Origin of the sequence: Arthrobacter sp. H35-D1, assembly GCF_030063185.1 — a bacterium.
Classification (GTDB): domain Bacteria; phylum Actinomycetota; class Actinomycetes; order Actinomycetales; family Micrococcaceae; genus Specibacter.
Genome location: NZ_JASISP010000005.1, coordinates 86472 through 104778, shown reverse-complemented (window position 1 = coordinate 104778; position 18307 = coordinate 86472). Strand labels below are relative to the sequence as shown.

The window sequence follows — 18307 nt, the reverse complement described above, 5'->3', positions numbered from 1 at the left end:
ACCAACCATGAACACTGTGAAAGAAGGGGATGTAGTGCCCGTGCCGCAAAACCATGACCCTGCACCGTTGCGACCAATCCACCATCGGGGAGCGGCCTTGGCGCAGCTGGCCGAGCTGGTGTGCGCGACACTCGGGGCCCGGCAGGGTGAGCTGCCGGGTGCGTCCCCCGTGCACGTGAGCGGTGTCAGTCTTGACTCGCGCAGCATTCTCCCGGGGGATTTGTACGCGGCGCTGCCCGGTTCACGGGCCCATGGCGCGGAATTTGCCGCCCAGGCGGTTGCCGCGGGTGCGGTGGCGATCTTGACGGACGACGCCGGAGCCCGACTGGTGGGGGCAGCGGTGGCTGTCCCCGTGCTCACCGTTGCAGACGTGCGCGGTGCCGTGGGAGCCGTTGCGGCCGCTGTATACGGAACAGGCAGGGCCGGGAACGGAGCCGGCCTGGACCTGTTTGCCGTGACGGGAACCAATGGAAAGACCACCACCACCTATTTCTTGAACTCCCTGCTGCGGGCGCTGGGAAAAACAACAGGGCTCATTGGCACCATTGAGATCTTGGCTGGCAGCGAGGCCATTCCCAGCAAGCTGACCACACCGGAGTCCACCGATGTGCACGCCTTGTTGGCCGTCATGGCCGAGAAGGGCTTGGATTGTGCCTCCATGGAGGTTTCCTCGCATGCCTTGGCGTTCGGCAGGGTTGACGCCGTGGTGTTCAACGTGGCTGGTTTCACCAACCTGACCCAAGACCACCTGGATCTGCACGGCAGCATGGAAGAGTACTTCGCCACCAAAGCGGCACTCTTCACTGCCGGGCACAGCCAAGCCGCCGTCGTCACCGTTGACGACGACTGGGGCAGGCGCATGGCAGCGGCCGGCACGGTCCCCGTTGTCACCTTGGCCACGGCCGTGGAGGGGCAGCGCTCGGATTTATCCCACCCTGAAGCCACTGTTCAGCGCACCGACTGGCAGGTGCGCAATGTTCGTCGCGACGGCATCGGCTCGCGCTTTGAGCTGTCCGGACCGAACGGCGCGCTCCTGCACGTCCGCACCGGGCTGCCGGGGGACTTCAACGTTGCCAATGCCGCACTGGCGTTGCTCATGGTCCTCACCAGGCTGCAGTTGGTCCAGCAGGCGACACAACAGACGACGCAGCAGGCGACCCAGCAGCCGGTTGCAAATGAATACGGCGTGTTGGCTTTGCTGCAGGACGCACTTGATGAGCACGACCCCTTCACAGTGGAGGTCCCCGGCCGCATGCAGCTCATCGGCACGGCGCCCGTGGCCGTCGTTGATTTTGCCCACAACCCGGATGCCTTGGCCCGTGCCTTGGACGCCGTCCGTCCCGACACGCAAGGTGCCCGCGTGATTGCCGTTTTTGGCGCCACGGGGGAGCGCGACGCCACCAAGCGGCCCATCATGGGCGAGGTGGTGGCCCGCGGTGCCGACGTGGTCATTGTCACCGACGACGACCCCCACGACGAAGACCCGGCAGCCATCCGCGCCGGTGTGCTGGCGGGGGCCCTGGCGGCCAATGAACGGCTGGGGCTGGGGCGCGTGGTGGAAGAAGTCGGCCACCGTGCCGACGCAATTTCCCGGGCCGTGGAACTGGCGTCGCCACAAGACGTGATCCTTGTCGCAGGGCGCGGCCATGAAGTTTACCAAGAAGTCAAAGGGGTCAATCTTTCCCTCGATGACAGGGTTGAATTGCGGTCGGCGTTGGCTGCCCGCGGATTCCCGTTCACTCAAGCAAGCAAGATAGAGTCCTCATCAAATGATTGAAATTACTGCGGCTACGATTGCCGAACTGACCGGCGGCACGCTCACGGCCGGCACCGACCCCGCCACGCTTGTCGATGTGGCGCGCATTGCCACCGACTCCCGTGAGGTGGTGTCCGGCAGCATGTATGTGGCGAAGTCGGGCGAGCACGCCGACGGCCACGACTTCATGGCAGCGGCTTTTGGCGCCGGTGCCGTGCTGGCCCTGGCCGAACGTGTGGTGCCCGCGGACGACGCCGGCACCGTCTTTCCTGCTGTTGTCGTCGCCGACGCGGTGCTGGCCATGGGGACGTTGGCGTCCGAGGTGGTGCGCCGCATCCGCGCGCACTCACCGTTGAGCGTCATCGGCATTACCGGTTCCGCCGGCAAGACCACCACCAAGGACCTGTTGGCGGGCATTTTGTCCCCGCTGGGTGAAACGGTGGCTCCGGTGGGCTCCTACAACGGCGAAGTTGGCGTCCCGCTGACGGTCTTCCGTGCCGTGGAAAGCACCCGCTACCTCATCATTGAAATGGGCGCCACCAAGAGGGGCCAGATCGCCTACCTCGGGGCGATGGTGCGCCCGGATGTAGGCGTGGTGCTGTGTGTGGGCAGCGCCCACGCTGGCGAGTTTGGCTCCATCGAGAACATCGCAGCTGCCAAGGGCGAACTCGTGGAGGCGCTGCCCCCGCACGGCCGGGCCCTGCTGAACTACGACGACGCACGCGTCCGGGCCATGGCGGTGCGTTCCGGCGCGCCAGTCACGTTCTTCAGCAGCGCCGACGCCCCCGTCCTGGACACGGAAGACGTCCCGGCGACCACGGGGGCATCGACGAGTGCCGACGGGCAGGCGTTCCTGCAGGCCCGCAATGTGCAAACCAATGCCGACGGCCAGCCCGAATTCGACCTGCTCTTCCCCGGTAGCACCGAAGCGCTCACGGTGCGCAGCAAACTGCTTGGCCTGCACCATGTGGCCAACCTGCTCGCTGCGGCATCAGCGGCGCACGCCGTCGGGGCGGCGCCGGAACATATCGTCGCCTCGCTGAACGAGCAGCGCGCAGCCAGCCGGTACAGGATGGAACGCACAGACCGTGCCGACGGGGTGAGCATCATCAACGACGCCTACAACGCCAATCCCGAGTCCATGCGCGCCGCCCTGCGCACTCTGGCCGAACTGGGCGGCAGCGGTGCCCGGCGCACCTGGGCTGTGCTGGGGGAGATGCTTGAACTGGGCGAGGAGTCGGTGCTGGAGCACGACGCCGTGGGCCGGGTGGCTGTGCGGCTGAACATCTCCCGGCTGCTGGTGGTCGGCGCCGGCGCCCGTGCCATGCACGTCGGAGCGGTCATGGAGGGATCGTGGGGGAACGAGTCAATGTTCCTCCCCGACGCCGACGCCGCCTACGAGCTGCTGGTGGCCGAACTGGCCCCAGGCGACATTGTTTTGCTCAAGTCCTCCAATGGCGCAGGCCTGCGGTTCCTGGGCGATCGGATAGCATTGTCCCCGGGGAACCGCCCCACCAACACCACCAATGCCCCCTCAGGCGAAAGGACTGCCCAGCCATGATCGCATTGCTCATGGGTGCAGGCTTGGCCCTGGCCTTTGCCATGATCGGCACCCCGTTGTTTATCCGTTTCCTTGTGAAGAAGGGGTATGGGCAGATCATCCGCGAGGACGGTCCCACCACCCATCAGGTCAAGCGTGGCACCCCCACCATGGGCGGGACGGTGGTGGTCGGCTCCGTGGTGGCCTCCTATTTCATCACGCACTTGATCGTGTGGCTGCTAAACCCCAACTCCGCCGGGCCCTCGGCGTCCGGGCTGCTCATGATCTACCTCATGGTGGGCATGGGTTTGGTGGGTTTCCTTGACGATTTCTTAAAAATCACCAAGCAGCACAACACTGGACTCAACCCCAAGGGAAAGCTCGTCGGGCAGGCCGTGGTGGGTATTTCCTTCGCCGTGATGGCGTTGGGCTTTCCCAATGCCGCAGGCCGTACCCCTGCCAGCACCTTCATTTCCTTCGCACGTGACATCCCCTCCCTGAACCTGGCCTTTGCCGGGGCGGCTTTGGGCGTGGTGCTGTTTGTGATCTGGTCCAACCTGATCATCACTGCCGCCACGAATGGCGTGAACTTGACCGACGGCCTGGACGGACTGGCCACCGGAGCGGCCATCCTCGTCTTTGGCGCCTACACGCTCATGGGCCTGTGGCAGAGCAGCCAGGCCTGCGGATCACGCAAGGTTCCTTCCGAGTCCGTCTGCTACGAAGTCCGCGATCCGTTGGACCTCTCGCTGCTGGCAGTGATCATGTTTGCCGCCCTCATCGGCTTCCTGTGGTGGAACACATCCCCGGCGAAGATCTTCATGGGCGACACCGGCTCGCTGGCCATCGGAGGAGCCATGGCAGGCTTCGCCATTCTCTCCCGCACCGAGATCCTGCTGGCCATCATTGGCGGGCTCTTCGTGCTGATCACCTGCTCGGTCATCATCCAGGTGGGCTTCTTCAAACTCACCAAGGGCAAACGGGTCTTCCTCATGGCACCGCTGCAACACCACTTCGAACTCAAGGGGTGGAAGGAAGTGACCGTTGTTGTCAGGTTCTGGATCCTGGCCGGCCTCATGGTCGCCGTAGGACTTGGGGCTTTCTACGCTGAATGGATTGTTCGACTGTGAGTACCCAAGAAAACCGGCTTGAAACTCTGCGCAGCTGGGACGCCGACTGGTCGGGGTTGCGTGTAGTGGTCACGGGGATCAGCAAAACCGGCTTCTCCGTGGCCGACACCCTGGCAGAGCTGGGTGCCCGTGTGGTGGTGGTTGCCGCCTCGGACGACGACGAAGCCCGGGCCCACGCCGACACTTTGCGGATCGTGGGGGTCGCCGACGTCATTCTCGGCGCGGGCACCTCCACCGTGCTGCCCCTCGTTGATGGGGAGCAGGCGGAGCTTGTTGTCACAAGCCCCGGGTTCCGGCCCAGCCACCCGCTGCTGGCCGCCGCCGCAGAGGCAGGCATCCCCATTTGGGGCGACGTGGAGCTGGCTTGGCGCGTGCAGACCAAGTCCGGGCGCAAAACGGCCCAGTGGATCACCATCACGGGCACGAACGGCAAGACCACCACCACCACCATGGTGGAATCCATGTTGCAAGGCGCCGGGCTGCGGGCCATCGCGGCAGGGAACATTGGCACGCCCATTCTCGACGCCGTCCGCGACCCCGAGGGCTACGACGTGCTGGCCGTGGAACTTTCCACGTTCCAGCTGCACTGGAGCGAATCCCTCGAGCCGGTCTCCAGCGTCTGCCTGAACCTGGCCGAAGACCACGTGGACTGGCATGGCAGCTTTGCCGCCTATGCCGCCGACAAGGCCAAGATTTATGAAAACACCCAAGTTGCCTGCATCTACAACGCCGAGCAAATTGAAACCGAGCGCATGGTTGAAGAGGCCGATGTCAAGGAGGGCTGCCGAGCCGTGGGCTTCACCACTGGCATCCCCGCCGTCAGCATGGTGGGAGTGGTCGAAGGGATGCTGGTTGACCGCGCCTTCATCCACGAACGCAAGGACTCTGCCGCAGAGCTGGCCAAGGTCAGCGACATTGGCGACCTCGTCCCGCGGCACCTGGTGGCCAACGCGGCAGCCGCAGCTGCCCTCGTGCTGGCCTATGGGTTGAGCCCGGCGGACGTGCAAAAAGGCCTGGTGAACTACCACAATGGCGAGCACAGGATTCAGCCGGTGGCCAGCGCGGACGGTGTGCTGTGGATCAACGATTCCAAGGCCACGAACCCGCACGCCGCCGCAGCCTCGCTGGCGGCCTTCAACCCCGTCATCTGGATTGCCGGCGGGCTGTCCAAGGGCGTCGACTACGACGAGCTTGTCAAGGCCCAGGCGGCACGGCTCAAGGCGGTGGTGCTCATTGGCGTGGACAGCAGCACCCTGGCTGCATCGCTGGCGCGCCACGCACCGAAGGTTCCGGTGATTGCCGCCTCCGGGGTGCACACTGGAAACAAGGCCGATCCCCAAGCCGCGGCAAACCCAACACTTTCGGACGGCGACGCCATCATGGCCCGGGCCGTTGCCGAGGCAGCGTCCCTGGCAGTTGACGGCGACACCGTGCTGATGGCGCCGGCGTCGGCCTCCATGGATCAATTTTCTTCCTATGCCCACCGCGGCCAGGCCTTCATGGACGCAGTCCGGAAACTCATGGAATCTCGGGCAAGCGCCGACAAGGAGTCATAGTGGCAAAGACCCCCACACAGCAGGGCAAGGTCGCCGCACACGCAGCGCAGGCCAACACTGATGTGGAGGCCGGCAAAGCCAAAGTCGGCTCAGCAAAGACCGGAACCGGCAAGACCGGCTCAACCAAAGTCGGTTTATCCAAGGCCGGAAAGCGGCAGAAGCCGCGGGCGTTCCAAGGCGCCCGCAACTGGTTCAACGCCCGGGTGGGCCGTCCCACAGCCATGTACTACTGGATCATCGGAACCACCGTGGCGCTGACATTGATCGGGCGCATGACGGTGCTTTCGGCCTCGACGGCGGAGACGATTTCACAGGGCAAGGATCCCTACAGCTTGTTCGTGAAGGAATCGGGCTTTGCCGTGGCCGGCTTGGCGCTGATGTTTGTACTGTCGTGCGTTCCGGCATGGCTGTGGAAGAGGTTCGCTCCGTTCCTCTTTCTTTTGGCCATTGCCCTGCTGGGGTTGATCTTTACACCGTTGGGCGTTGACATCAACGGCAACTTGAACTGGTTGGAATTGGGTCCTGTGCAGTTCCAGCCCTCGGAGGCGGCCAAGCTGGCCCTTGCCCTCTGGATGGGCGCGGTGCTCACGGCCAAGGGCAGCCTTGTGCGCAACACCTGGCATGTGGTTCTCCCCGTGGGAGTGGGCGGCGCCGCAGTGCTGGCCTTGATCCTGGGAGGCAAGGACTTGGGCACTGCCGTCATTGTGGGCATGATGATCCTTTCCGGGTTGATGTTTGCCGGCGTGCGCAAGTGGCTGTTGGCCCTTGCCCTGGTCGGCGCCGGCCTGGTGGCGGCGGTATTCTCGATGATAAGCAGCAACAGAACGGACCGGTTCGCCAGCTGGCTGGGCGACTGCAGCCAGGACGGTGCCTGCGACCAGTACCTCAACGGGGTCTATGCCCTGGCCTCCGGGGGTTGGTTTGGCGTGGGGCTGGGCCAGAGCCGGCAAAAGTGGAACTGGATCCCCGAGGCGCACAACGACTTTATTTTTGCCATCATCGGCGAAGAATTTGGCCTGTTGGGCACCCTTGTCATCGTGGGCTTGTACGGGGTTCTCGCCTTTGCCATCTTCCGGGTCGTCAACACGCGCAACGACCCGTTCTCGAGAATTACCTGCGGCATGATCCTTACGTGGATCATCGGCCAGGCCGTGGTGAACATTGCCGTGGTGGTTGGCTTGCTGCCAGTTATTGGTGTTCCGTTGCCGCTGATCTCGTATGGCGGAACCGCACTGATCATGGTTCTTGCAGCCTTGGGCGTGGTCTTGTCGTTTTCCCGCACTGATCCTGCGCTCACTGATGCTGCCGGCACTGATGCTGCCCTCACTGATCCAGAAGGAACCCTGAAGAGAACATGACGAACAATGACAACCCGAACACGGTGGAAGCTCCTGTGCAGGGATCCCCCCTGCAGGAATCCCCCTTGTCGGTGGTCCTGGCCGGAGGAGGCTCGGCAGGGCACGTCAGCCCTCTGCTGGCCATCGCCGCGGCCCTCCGCCAGCGCTTTCCCGCAGCAGCCGTCACGGCCGTCGGGACGAAGGACGGACTGGAAACCACGTTGGTGCCTGCCGCAGGACATGAGCTTGTCTTCATTGAGCGCATCCCGCTCCCGCGCAAGCCTTCCCTGGACTTGGTGAAACTGCCGGTGCGCATGCGCCGGGCCGTCTCCACGGCGAAGAAGATTCTCCGTGACTCCCGCGCCGACGTCCTGGTGGGTGTGGGTGGTTACGTCTGCACCCCCATGTACCTGGCGGCCAAGTCGCTGGGGGTGCCCATCGTGGTCCACGAAGCCAATACAACGGCGGGGCTGGCCAACAAGGTGGGGGCCAGATACACCACTTATGTGGGGACGGCGTTTGCCGCGACCAAGATTCGCCACGCACACCTTGTGGGCATGCCCATGCGTCGGGCCATTGCAACCCTTGACCGGGACAAGGCCAGGGCCGGGGCCAGGGAACGGTTGGGCCTTGCAGTGGATGGGCCAACACTCATCGTGACAGGCGGATCCCTCGGGGCGTTGCGCCTGAACCAGGCCGTGGCAGCTTCCCTGGAAGCGCTTGCTGCCGCCGGCATTCAAACCCTGCACATCACCGGCAAGGGAAAAGCTGTTGCTGGCTCCGACGGCTCCCCACTCACCGGGGAGCTGTACCGCCAGGTTGAATACGTTGACGGCATGGAGGACGTTTATGCCGCAGCGGATCTTTTGCTGTGCCGCTCCGGGGCCGGAACTGTGTCCGAAGTTGCTGCCGTGGGGCTGCCGGCCGTCTTTGTCCCGTTGCCCATCGGCAATGGCGAGCAAGCCCGCAATGCCGCCGGTCTGCTCGAGGCAGGTGCCGCCCTGGTGCAACCGGATGCAAGCCTCGATGCCCAATGGATCCAAGACAACGTGATCCCGCTGTGCCTCGACGTCCCACGGCTGGACCGGATGGGCCGCGCAGCGGCCCAACTGGGAATACGTGATGCGGCAGATCGCATGGCCGACATGGTTCTTGCCGCAGGCGGAAAGTAAAACACATGACACAGGAAGAATTAGCCGTGGCGTACATTCCCCCAACACTGGCCGAGCTGGGCCGCGTTCATTTCATTGGCATGGGCGGTGCCGGAATGTCCGCCATTGCCCGGATCATGCTGGGCCAGGGCGTTACTGTCAGCGGTTCAGACGCGAAAAGCTCCCCGGGACTGCGTGAATTGGACACCTTGGGTGCCACAGTTTACGTGGGCCAGGCCGCCGGTAACGTGGAAGGCGCCGACACGGTGGTGCTGTCCACGGCCATCCGTGAAAACAATCCCGAGCTGGCGGCAGCCCGTGCTTCCGGACTACGGATTTTGCACCGTTCCCAGGCCCTGGCCGCTACGATGGCCGATGACGTGGTGGTGGCTGTTGCGGGAACGCACGGCAAAACCACCACCACCTCGATGATTACCGTCATGCTCAAGGGCGCCGGCGTGGATGCCTCCTTCGCCGTGGGCGGCACGGTCCAGGGACTCGGTGTCAATGCAGCGCACGGCACGGCAGCGGTGTTTGTGGCAGAAGCCGACGAATCCGATGCATCCTTTTTGAACTACCGCCCCCACATAGCCGTGGTCACAAATCTCGAGGCGGACCACCTCGACCACTACGGCACAGCCGAGGCCGTGTTTGCTGCCTTCAGGAAGTTCATGGCGCTGCTGCCCGCAGACGGCACACTTGTTGCCTGTGCCGATGACCCCGGATCGGCCAACTTGGCCGTTCAGGCTGCCGCCGCCGGCAAGCGCTGCCTCAGCTATGGGTTTGCCCAGGGAGCCGACATTCGCCTTGTGCCCGGGAGCCAGGACGGCCTGCACGCCACGGCCACCATCGAACTGCGCGGCGACCTGCTCCCGGATGGTGCTGCGATCCCGCTGACCCTGGCCCTGCAGGTTCCCGGCAACCACAACCTCAGCAACGCCGCCGCGGCCGTGGCCGTGGCTCTGGCACTCGGGGTCGACGTCGAAGCAGCCTTGGCGGGGCTGGCCGCCTTCAGCGGCGCCGCCAGGCGCTTTGAAGCCAAGGGGGAGGGGCGGGGCGTCGCCGTGTACGACGACTATGCCCACCACCCCACGGAAGTGTCGGCAGCGCTGCGGGCGGCGCGAACGGTCGCCGGAGACCACAAGGTCCATGTACTGTTTCAACCCCATCTGTTTTCCCGCACCGTGGAGTTCGCCAAGGAGTTTGCCCAGGCCCTCGACCTGGCGGACACCGTGGCCGTGCTCGACATCTATCCGGCGCGCGAAGATCCCCTGCCGGGAGTCACCAGCGAGCTCATCACCACTTCGTTGACAAAGCCCTTCGGCTACGCCCCGGACAGTGGAGTGGCCGTCAGGCAACTGGCTCGGGAAGCAGTGGCCGGGGACATCATCTTGACAGTCGGGGCAGGGGATGTCACCGAACTTGGTCCGGCCCTGGTGGAGGCGCTCAACACCGAAGAGCCCGCACGCGGGTCGGCACGGAAGGGGTCTGTCGATGGTTGAGCCCCGCAAGCCGCGGGTCATCAGGACCCGCCCGGGAACGGTTCCGCCGCCAGCAGCAGACAACGGGCCTTCCGGCACGGATCCGTTTGAGCAGGCACCCTCCATCACGGCACCCTCCAACACGGCGGCTGCCGACGTTGGGACTGCCAGTGTGCACAGCACAAGTGCCAAGGTCTCGGTCGAACCTGTCCCCGTGGAGGACACATCCACAGGGGACCAGCCTGTCAAAGTCAAAGTCAAAGCCAAATCCAAATCCACGGCCAAGGCCAAAGCCAAAGCCAAAGCAGCATCAGCTGCCGGCGGTGCGGCCGACGATGATGCCGGAGCGGCGCAGGGCCGGAAATGGAGGCTTCCGAAGCTTCCTGCCATCAGGAGGCGTCCCAACAGTGCAGCTCACGCCGATGCTTCCGGCGAAGGTGCCCCCCGCGACGGGTCAGCCCGCGACGGATCTGTCCGCAACACCGATGGGAGTAGGCAGGGGAGTGAGCAAGGACCTGAAAAAGGCGCGAACGTGCTGGCTTTTCCCGTCTCCAGCTTCAAGCGTCGACGCCGCAATGTCCTCTTGGGCGTGTCCGTCGTCGTTGCCGTGCTGGCCTTGGTGATGGGTGTGGCCTTGTTTTCGCCTGCGCTGGCCGTGAAACAGGTCGTTTTTGACGGACAGAAGTTGGTAGGGGAGGACATTCTGCAGGCTGCTGTCTCCCCGATTCTGTCCAAGCCGCTGCCGCAAGTCACCGAGAGCGAGGTCCAGGAACTGTTGGCGCCTGTCATCCAGGTCAAGAGTGCCCGCATCGAGGCCAAACCGCCGTCGACCCTTGTTGTGCACATTGTGGAACGGGTGCCGGTGGCTTTGTTGAAAAACGATTCGGAATACCTGCTGGTTGATCAGGACGGCGTGGAGCTGGGTTCCACGAAGGACCCGGCAAAAGTGGCCCTGCCCTTGATCGACGGCGGCAAGGCCGCGATTGGGAATGACACTTTCCGTGCCATCACGGCTGTACTGGCGAATTTGCCGCAGCCCATTTTGGCGCAGCTGGCAAACGCTTCGGCCAAGTCCCCGGATGCAGTGGAGCTGAAGCTGGCCGACGGGCGAATGGTCATTTGGGGCAATCCCAGCGACATGGAACTCAAGGCGGAGGTCCTGGGTGCCCTGCTGAATGCCCCGCCGCCCACGCCAGAGCCCGGAAAGCCCGCGCCCGTGCCGGCGAAGGTCTTTGACGTCAGTGCCCCGCGACACCCTGTGACACGCTGAGGTGGCGGCCCTGGGACAACGGATAGTGGGAGAATAGGGACCATGCAGGCCAAAATACGGGTAGGCAGGGATGAATGAGTTTTTTTTACCGGATTCGGGCGACACGCGGCAGTGGTAATTGCATGCGGCGCAGATGCACCATAGCGTCACTGACAAGAGTTAGTTGACATAACTATAACCTTCAACTTGAAGGTTAAGCTATCAAGGTTTCAAGTACTGCTTCAAGGTTGCTCCCAATATTGATGCCGGCACCTTGAAAACAGCACCATTCCTTGGCAGTCAAGCACGATTTTTAGATCTTCGAAGCAACACACGAACAAGGGACACGTAACGTGGCAGCACCCCAGAATTACTTGGCAGTCATCAAAGTCGTCGGTATCGGCGGCGGCGGCGTCAATGCAGTGAACCGCATGATTGACGTGGGTCTTCGCGGCGTGGAGTTCATCGCCATCAACACGGACGCCCAAGCGCTGTTGATGAGCGACGCCGACGTCAAGCTTGACGTTGGACGAGAACTGACGCGCGGCCTTGGCGCAGGGGCCAACCCGGATGTCGGACGCCAGGCGGCGGAGGACCACGCGGAGGAGATCGAAGAGGTGCTCCGCGGAGCCGACATGGTCTTTGTGACGGCAGGCGAGGGTGGCGGCACCGGCACCGGCGGCGCTCCGGTGGTGGCACGCATCGCCCGCACGCTGGGCGCACTGACCATTGGAGTGGTCACGCGGCCGTTCACCTTCGAAGGCCGCCGCCGCGCCTCGAGCGCCGACAGCGGCATTGAAGCCCTGCGCGATGAAGTGGACACACTCATCGTGATCCCCAACGACCGTCTCCTGTCCATCAGCGACCGCAACGTTTCCGTCCTTGACGCTTTCCGCTCCGCCGACCAGGTGCTGCTTTCAGGTGTTCAGGGCATTACCGACCTCATTACCACCCCGGGCTTGATCAACCTTGACTTTGCCGACGTGAAGTCCGTGATGCAGGGTGCCGGGTCAGCCTTGATGGGCATTGGCTCCGCCAGGGGCGAGGATCGTGCAGTGAAGGCTGCCGAGCTCGCGATCGCATCCCCGCTGCTGGAAGCCTCGATTGATGGTGCACACGGCGTGCTGCTGTCCATCCAGGGCGGCTCCGACCTGGGCTTGTTCGAAATCAACGAGGCCGCTCGCCTCGTGCAGGAAGTTGCGCACCCCGAAGCCAACATCATCTTTGGTGCCGTCATCGACGACGCCTTGGGCGACGAGGCTCGCGTGACGGTCATTGCCGCCGGGTTTGACGCCCCGGATGCAGAAACTGAGCAGGCAGAGCCCACTGCTGCCGTGGCACCGCCGGCCCCGGCCACGGTGCCGGCCAGCGCCAGTGCCACCGTGACGAACCTGAACCAGTGGGGCCAGCAGTCGGGCTCCCAGGTTCCGGCGGACGGCGGCTTCGACGTTGAGCTTCCTGCCATTGTGGAACCCGACCTCACCGGCCACCGCGCCGATGACCTGGATGTTCCCGACTTCCTGAAGTAAACCATTTCTAAAGCAAGCACTTCCTGAACCAGGTGCTTCCCGAAGTGCGTTCGTATCCCGCCGACGGCTGCCGCCGGCACCCGTGATTGGTCAGGTTGTTTGCATGTGGTCTTCTTTGCAGGTTCGCCCCGGAATTCGGGTCGGCTTCACTGATGCCACAGCAGGCAACCTGGCTTTTCACGTTGGGGACGACCCCGCCCTTGTTGCCGGACGTCGGGTCGCCGTTGAGCATGCCCTTGCCCACGGAACCGGCGCGTCCCCTGTTGATGTTCAATTGGCCTACATGGAACAAGTGCATGGAGCCGAGGTTGCCGTGCTCGACGGCGGATCCCAGGAGGCGGCACCCACGGCAGATGCCATGGTGGTGACGGCTGGAGCAGGATCCGCAGCGGGGCTTGCCGTCATGGTTGCCGACTGTGTGCCGGTGGTGCTGTTGGGCGAAACCCAGAGTGGCGAAGCAATCCTGGCAGTGGCCCACGCAGGCCGTCCTGGAGTTGAAAAAGGCGTCATTGCAGCCGTGGCTGAGCAAATGCGCCGCAGTGGTGCTGTTTCCATTGAAGCGTGGCTAGGCCCGGGCGTGTGCGGACGCTGCTATGAAGTCCCCGAAACGATGCGCGCGGTTGTTGCTGCAAGGGTGCCGGAATCCTGGTCCACAACCTCCCTTGGAACGCCGGCGCTTGACCTGCCGGCGGCGGTGCTGGCCCAGTTGGCGGCGTGTGGCGTGCCGGCACACCCCTCTGGCGTGTGCACGTTGGAGGACGAGCAGTACTTCTCCCATCGGCGTTCCCAGCGCGACGGCGTGGACGAAGGCCGCTTCATCGGCTTCATTACAGCATCCGCGGTACCGTAGCACCAAGGGGCGGGCACGCGCCGTTCCCATCACCACACACCAGCACTTTGAGTGCGCCTTGATGAAAGCCGCTTCGTACAATGCCCCTGCACGACCCCCGCACCGCTGAACTCGCAAAACGCCTGGGTGCCGTCAGGCAGCGCATCGCCACCGTCGTGGCGGGCAGCCAACCCCGCGCATCGGCGGGCTCTCCCACCACGGAGCCCACGCTCATCGTGGTGACAAAGTTCCACCCCGGTGCCGACGTGGTGCGGCTGCGCGAGCTTGGCGTGGTCGACGTTGGGGAAAATCGCGACCAGGAAGCCGCAGCCAAGGCCCTCGAAGTGGCGGACCCGGGCCTGCGGTGGCACTTTGTCGGGCAGTTGCAAAGCAACAAGGCCAAGTCGGTGGCGGCGTACGCGCATTCGGTTCATTCGATTGACAGAGGTTCCGTTGCCGCTGCGCTGGGCAAGGCCATGGTCCGGCAGCAGCTGCTTGATGGACGGGCGGACCTCGAGTGCTTCATCCAAGTGGAACTCACAGGACCGTATGGGGCGCTGGTGGCCGGCGGGCAATCGCCCACGGCCGGGCCCGGCGGCCGGGGAGGCGCGGCGCCGTCGTACGTCCTGGAACTTGCGGACAGCATTGCCGGAACGCCCGGGCTGGTGCTGGCGGGTGTTATGGGGGTGGCACCCTTGGGCGCCACCCCGGAACCGGCCTTCCAATTGCTGGCGGAGGTGTCTGCCCGATTGCGTTCTGCACATCCCGGCGCCACCGGAATTTCTGCCGGCATGAGCCATGACCTGGAGGCCGCGCTGGCTGCGGGGGCGACACACCTGCGTGTCGGTTCCGATATCCTCGGCCCCCGTCCTGCGGTGCTGTAGCGTTTTGACTGTTGGCAATTGCACGTGATGTGCAGGAATTGCCGCACAACGATTCGAACGAAGAGTTTTGTGCTTTGCAGACTAATGAGGAGCAACCATGGCGGGCGCTATGCGCAAGACAATGATCTTTCTTGGGCTCGCCGACGGTGACGAGCACTACGACGCCGAGCATGCCCCGTCCCCGACCAAGGACGAGGACAATGCCGAGGTGTTTGAGCGCGAGGCAGCACCTGCGCAGGCTCCTGTCGCAGAGCCTGCCGCACCCAAGGCAGGCGACGAGGAATACAGGGCTCCGGTGACCCCCATCAAGCGTGCCGCATCAAATCGGGAAGAGGCTGAAAGTTTGCGCCAGATCACCACTGTCCACCCCCGCTCCTACAATGATGCAAAAATCATTGGGGAGAGCTTCCGGGACGGGATACCAGTCATTATGAACGTCACGGACATGGGCGAGGCTGACGCCAAGCGCCTCGTGGACTTTTCCGCGGGCCTGGTCTTTGGCTTGCGCGGCTCCATTGAGCGCGTGACGAACAAAGTATTCCTGCTTTCCCCGTCGTACATTGAAGTTCTGGGCGACGACAAGAAGATCTCGGACACGCAGGCGAGCTTCTTCAACCAGAGCTAGGGGCAAAGAGCCCTGAAACATATGGATTACACTGCCCGGGCACTTTGTGTCCGGGCAGTGCGTTGTATGGAGTGTGGAATGGTTCTGCCTGGGAAAAACGATACAGTGCCGGGGCTGGTCTATTCTGGAAGTCAAGATTTGTCGTTTTCCGCCATCTAAGGGATTGTGTGCACGCGCGTGACAATTGTTTTTGCTCTTCTCTACTTGCTGTTGCTGCTGTACTTTCTGACGCTTTTGCTCCGCATGGTGTTTGACTGGATACAGGTCTTCGCCCGCGACTGGCGGCCCAAGGGTGCTGCCCTTGTCGGGGCTTCAGTTGTGTACAAGCTCACAGATCCGCCGCTGCACAAGCTGCGGGCCCTGATTCCTCCCCTGCGGATCGGGACGGTGGCCTTGGATATTGGCTTCCTTTTACTGCTTGTTGCCGTCGGGATTGGCATGAGTATTACAAAAAGTTTTGTCGGTTAGCGCCGCGTCGTTCGTTTTCGCAAGAGAAAAGCTATATTGTAAAAACCGAGAGACCCCGGTGCAGGCCCACAAGCTTGCATTAGGTACCGCAGTCGGTAGGGCTTCGGCCGGTTCCAGACTCACTAAGACCAATGAGGTGACTAGATGGCGCTTACGCCAGAAGACGTTGTCAACAAGCGGTTCCAGCCGACCAAGTTCCGTGAAGGCTATGACCAGGACGAAGTCGACGATTTTCTTGACGAAATCGTCGTGGAGCTTCGCCGCCTGCATCAGGAGAACGAGGACCTGCGCAAGCAGCTCGCACAGGGGGAAACTGGAAACGCTTCGGTTCCCGCCCAGGCAGCGCCCGTGCCGGCCAAGACTCCCGATGTTGTCGAAGAGCCCAAGAAGCCGGAGCCGAAGGTTGCCGATCCGGCAGCCAAGTCCAAGCCGGAGCCAGTCGTTGTGGAGAAAGCCGTTGCCGCTGAGGCTCCTGCACCCGCAGCTGCGGAATCCCCGGCCGAGACCGCCTCAGGCGTCATCGCCTTGGCCCAGCGCCTGCACGACGAATACGTCAATGCCGGTGTGGAACAGCGCGACAAGATCATTGCCGAGGCTCAGATCGAGGCAAGCACGCTTGTCAACGATGCCCAGGAAAAGAGCCGTAAGACGCTCGGCGCCCTGGAGCAGCAGCGTTCGGTGCTTGAGCGCAAGGTGGAGCAGCTCCGCGGCTTCGAGCGGGACTACCGTTCACGCCTGAAGACCTACATTGAAGGTCAGCTGCGCGACTTGGATGCGCGCGGTTCGGTGGCAGCACCGGACTTCTCCGAGAGCAACTCGGACTCCTAGTCAAGAATTAGAAGCCGGTGGTGCAAGGAAACTTGTTCCACCGGCTTCTTTCTGTTTAATGCAGTGCCTGCGTTCCTTGGCCGCCGGTGCCGCCGGGTCACAAAGCCCGCCTATGATGGAAGCTGTCCCCTTGCCGCAACCAATGAAAGCACCATGAGCGAGAACTCTTTGCCGGGCCCGCACTCCGCCCCCACCACCGCCGCCCGCCGCACGTACTGGTGGCTGTGGATAGGCCTTGCCGCCTTTGCCTATGTCTGCGACCAACTGACCAAGTGGTGGGTGACTTCCACCATGGTGGAAGGCCAAACCACCCCCGTGATTCCGGGGATCCTGCAATGGTATTTCATCCGTAATTCAGGTGCGGCCTTCTCCATCGGTGAAGATTTCACCTGGTTCTTCACCCTGATCATGGCAGCGGTGTCCATTGCCATCATTGTGATTGCGCGCCGCCTCCGCTCCGCATGGTGGGCGATCGGCCTGGGCCTGGTCCTGGGCGGCGCCCTCGGCAACCTGACGGACCGGCTGTTCCGGCCGCCGTCGTTCGCCATGGGCCATGTGGTGGACTTCATCTCCTTCCCCCACTTCGCCATCTTCAACATGGCCGACATGGCCGTTGTGGGCGGCGTGATCACCGTCTGCCTGCTGACCTTGTTGGGTGTGCCGTTGCACGGTGCAAAGGCCGAAGGGAAGGCCGGTGCCGAGACAGTGGCCGAGCCGATGGCCGAGTCTGAGCCCGGGGCCGACTCCGGAACCATTGCGACCGCCCCGGAAACCCCGGCGGACGGGCAGGGAGGGAGGGAGCAACAATGACTGAAACTTTCAACGTCCCCGATGACGTTGCCGGACGCAGGGCCGATGCTTCGCTGGCAGCGCTGCTGGGCATCTCGCGCTCCGCCGCTGCCCTGCTGTGCGCCGAAGGCAACGTCCTGCAAAACGGCGCGGTGCTGGGCAAGAGTGAAAAATTGACTGCCGGAGCCAGTGTGCAGGTGACCATTCCACAGCGACCGGACCCGCTCGCTGTGGTCGTGGAACCTGTGGAAGGCCTCGACATCCTCCTCGACGACGACGACTTTGTGGTGGTGGACAAGCCTGTCGGGGTGGCTGCACACCCTTCGCCTGGCTGGGTCGGACCCACGGTCGTGGGCGGGCTCGCTGCGGCCGGTTATCGCATTTCAACCTCCGGGGCCCAGGAACGGGTGGGCATTGTGCACCGCCTGGACGTGGGCACCTCGGGGGCCATGGTGGTGGCCAAGACCGAGCACGCGTACACCGTCCTGAAGCAGGCGTTCCGCGAAAGGACGGTGGAGAAGGTGTACCACGCCGTGGTCCAGGGCCTGCCCGATCCGTTGCAGGGCACCATCGACGCCCCCATCGGCCGCCATCCGGGCCACGACTGGCGTTTTGCCGTCCTTGAGGACGGGCGCCCCTCGGTGACCCACTATGAAGTGCTTGAGGCGTTTGGCAAGGCTTCGCTGGTGGAGGTGCACCTTGAAACCGGGCGCACGCACCAGATCCGTGTCCATTTCTCGGCCCTGCGCCATCCCTGCGCCGGCGACTTGACCTACGGGGCGGACCCGAAACTTGCCGCCGAACTTGGCTTGACGCGGCAGTGGCTGCACGCCCACCGGCTCGGGTTCACGCACCCGTCGTCGGGGGAGTGGGTAGTCGTGACAAGCCCCTACCCGCAGGACCTGAACTATGCATTGGATCATTTGCGCGGGGAGCACTGACCGCCGCGCCCCGGCGTCCAAATCTCCACGCTCCTGCACTTTCAGGGGTCTTTTCCGGAACGCTCCTGCACCTTTGGTTGAAGAAACGCGAACGCTCTCGCACCAGCTGTGGAGCGTTTGCGATTTGAGCGGCAAAGGTGCGGGAGCGTTGGGGTTTAATGCCCCGAAAGTGCAGGAGCGTCTGGTGGGGGTGGGGCGCATCTTTGGCACGTAG

The 18307-nt window shown here is 63.6% G+C and carries 16 protein-coding genes; all 16 read left to right on the top strand.

What is annotated here, in order from left to right:
* Positions 1 to 7 precede the first annotated feature (7 nt).
* The 16 genes from QMG25_RS08335 to QMG25_RS08260 all read left to right on the top strand — a co-directional run bounded on the left by QMG25_RS08335 (position 8) and on the right by QMG25_RS08260 (position 18093).
* Entirely contained in the window at positions 8 to 1777 is a 1770-nt protein-coding gene (locus QMG25_RS08335; protein ID WP_283459183.1) for a Mur ligase family protein, read from the top strand.
* A complete protein-coding gene (locus tag QMG25_RS08330; protein WP_283459180.1) occupies positions 1770 to 3317 on the top strand; it encodes a UDP-N-acetylmuramoyl-tripeptide--D-alanyl-D-alanine ligase in 1548 nt (515 codons plus the stop codon). Before QMG25_RS08335 ends, QMG25_RS08330 begins: the two co-directional genes overlap by 8 nt.
* On the top strand, positions 3314 to 4426 hold the full coding sequence (mraY, locus tag QMG25_RS08325; RefSeq protein ID WP_283459178.1) for a phospho-N-acetylmuramoyl-pentapeptide-transferase: 1113 nt from the start codon (positions 3314 to 3316) through the stop codon (positions 4424 to 4426). The genes QMG25_RS08330 and mraY overlap by 4 nt, the downstream gene beginning before the upstream one ends.
* A complete protein-coding gene (gene murD / locus QMG25_RS08320) occupies positions 4408 to 5982 on the top strand; it encodes a UDP-N-acetylmuramoyl-L-alanine--D-glutamate ligase (RefSeq protein ID WP_283459176.1) in 1575 nt (524 codons plus the stop codon). The genes mraY and murD overlap by 19 nt, the downstream gene beginning before the upstream one ends.
* Positions 5982 to 7340, top strand: coding sequence for a putative lipid II flippase FtsW (gene ftsW, locus QMG25_RS08315; RefSeq protein ID WP_283459174.1), 1359 nt, complete (start codon positions 5982 to 5984; stop codon positions 7338 to 7340). Before murD ends, ftsW begins: the two co-directional genes overlap by 1 nt.
* On the top strand, positions 7337 to 8491 hold the full coding sequence (murG, locus tag QMG25_RS08310) for an undecaprenyldiphospho-muramoylpentapeptide beta-N-acetylglucosaminyltransferase (RefSeq protein WP_283459172.1): 1155 nt from the start codon (positions 7337 to 7339) through the stop codon (positions 8489 to 8491). The genes ftsW and murG overlap by 4 nt, the downstream gene beginning before the upstream one ends.
* 5 nt (positions 8492 to 8496) lie before the next feature.
* Positions 8497 to 9972, top strand: coding sequence for a UDP-N-acetylmuramate--L-alanine ligase (murC, locus tag QMG25_RS08305; protein ID WP_283459170.1), 1476 nt, complete (start codon positions 8497 to 8499; stop codon positions 9970 to 9972).
* The gene (locus QMG25_RS08300; protein WP_283459168.1) at positions 9965 to 11221 is read left to right on the top strand and encodes a cell division protein FtsQ/DivIB; all 1257 of its coding nucleotides are present in this window, start codon (positions 9965 to 9967) and stop codon (positions 11219 to 11221) included. The genes murC and QMG25_RS08300 overlap by 8 nt, the downstream gene beginning before the upstream one ends.
* 332 nt (positions 11222 to 11553) lie before the next feature.
* A complete protein-coding gene (gene ftsZ, locus QMG25_RS08295) occupies positions 11554 to 12729 on the top strand; it encodes a cell division protein FtsZ (RefSeq protein WP_283459165.1) in 1176 nt (391 codons plus the stop codon).
* A 103-nt stretch (positions 12730 to 12832) separates the two neighbouring features.
* The gene (locus tag QMG25_RS08290; RefSeq protein ID WP_283459163.1) at positions 12833 to 13579 is read left to right on the top strand and encodes a purine nucleoside phosphorylase YfiH/LACC1 family protein; all 747 of its coding nucleotides are present in this window, start codon (positions 12833 to 12835) and stop codon (positions 13577 to 13579) included.
* 80 nt (positions 13580 to 13659) lie between these two features.
* A complete protein-coding gene (locus QMG25_RS08285; RefSeq protein WP_283459161.1) occupies positions 13660 to 14442 on the top strand; it encodes a YggS family pyridoxal phosphate enzyme in 783 nt (260 codons plus the stop codon).
* A gap of 97 nt (positions 14443 to 14539) precedes the next feature.
* A complete protein-coding gene (locus QMG25_RS08280) occupies positions 14540 to 15067 on the top strand; it encodes a cell division protein SepF (protein WP_283459160.1) in 528 nt (175 codons plus the stop codon).
* Positions 15068 to 15244: 177 nt separating this feature from the next.
* Positions 15245 to 15535, top strand: a complete 291-nt coding sequence (locus tag QMG25_RS08275; protein ID WP_283459157.1) for a YggT family protein — start codon at positions 15245 to 15247, stop codon at positions 15533 to 15535.
* A 144-nt stretch (positions 15536 to 15679) separates the two neighbouring features.
* A complete protein-coding gene (locus QMG25_RS08270) occupies positions 15680 to 16363 on the top strand; it encodes a DivIVA domain-containing protein (RefSeq protein WP_283459155.1) in 684 nt (227 codons plus the stop codon).
* A 153-nt stretch (positions 16364 to 16516) separates the two neighbouring features.
* Positions 16517 to 17173 (top strand): signal peptidase II, encoded by a 657-nt coding sequence (gene lspA, locus QMG25_RS08265; RefSeq protein WP_283459153.1) that lies wholly within the window; start codon positions 16517 to 16519, stop codon positions 17171 to 17173.
* Complete coding sequence (locus QMG25_RS08260; protein WP_283459151.1) at positions 17170 to 18093, top strand: RluA family pseudouridine synthase; 924 nt, start codon at positions 17170 to 17172, stop codon at positions 18091 to 18093. Before lspA ends, QMG25_RS08260 begins: the two co-directional genes overlap by 4 nt.
* The last annotated feature ends 214 nt before the right edge of the window (positions 18094 to 18307 follow it).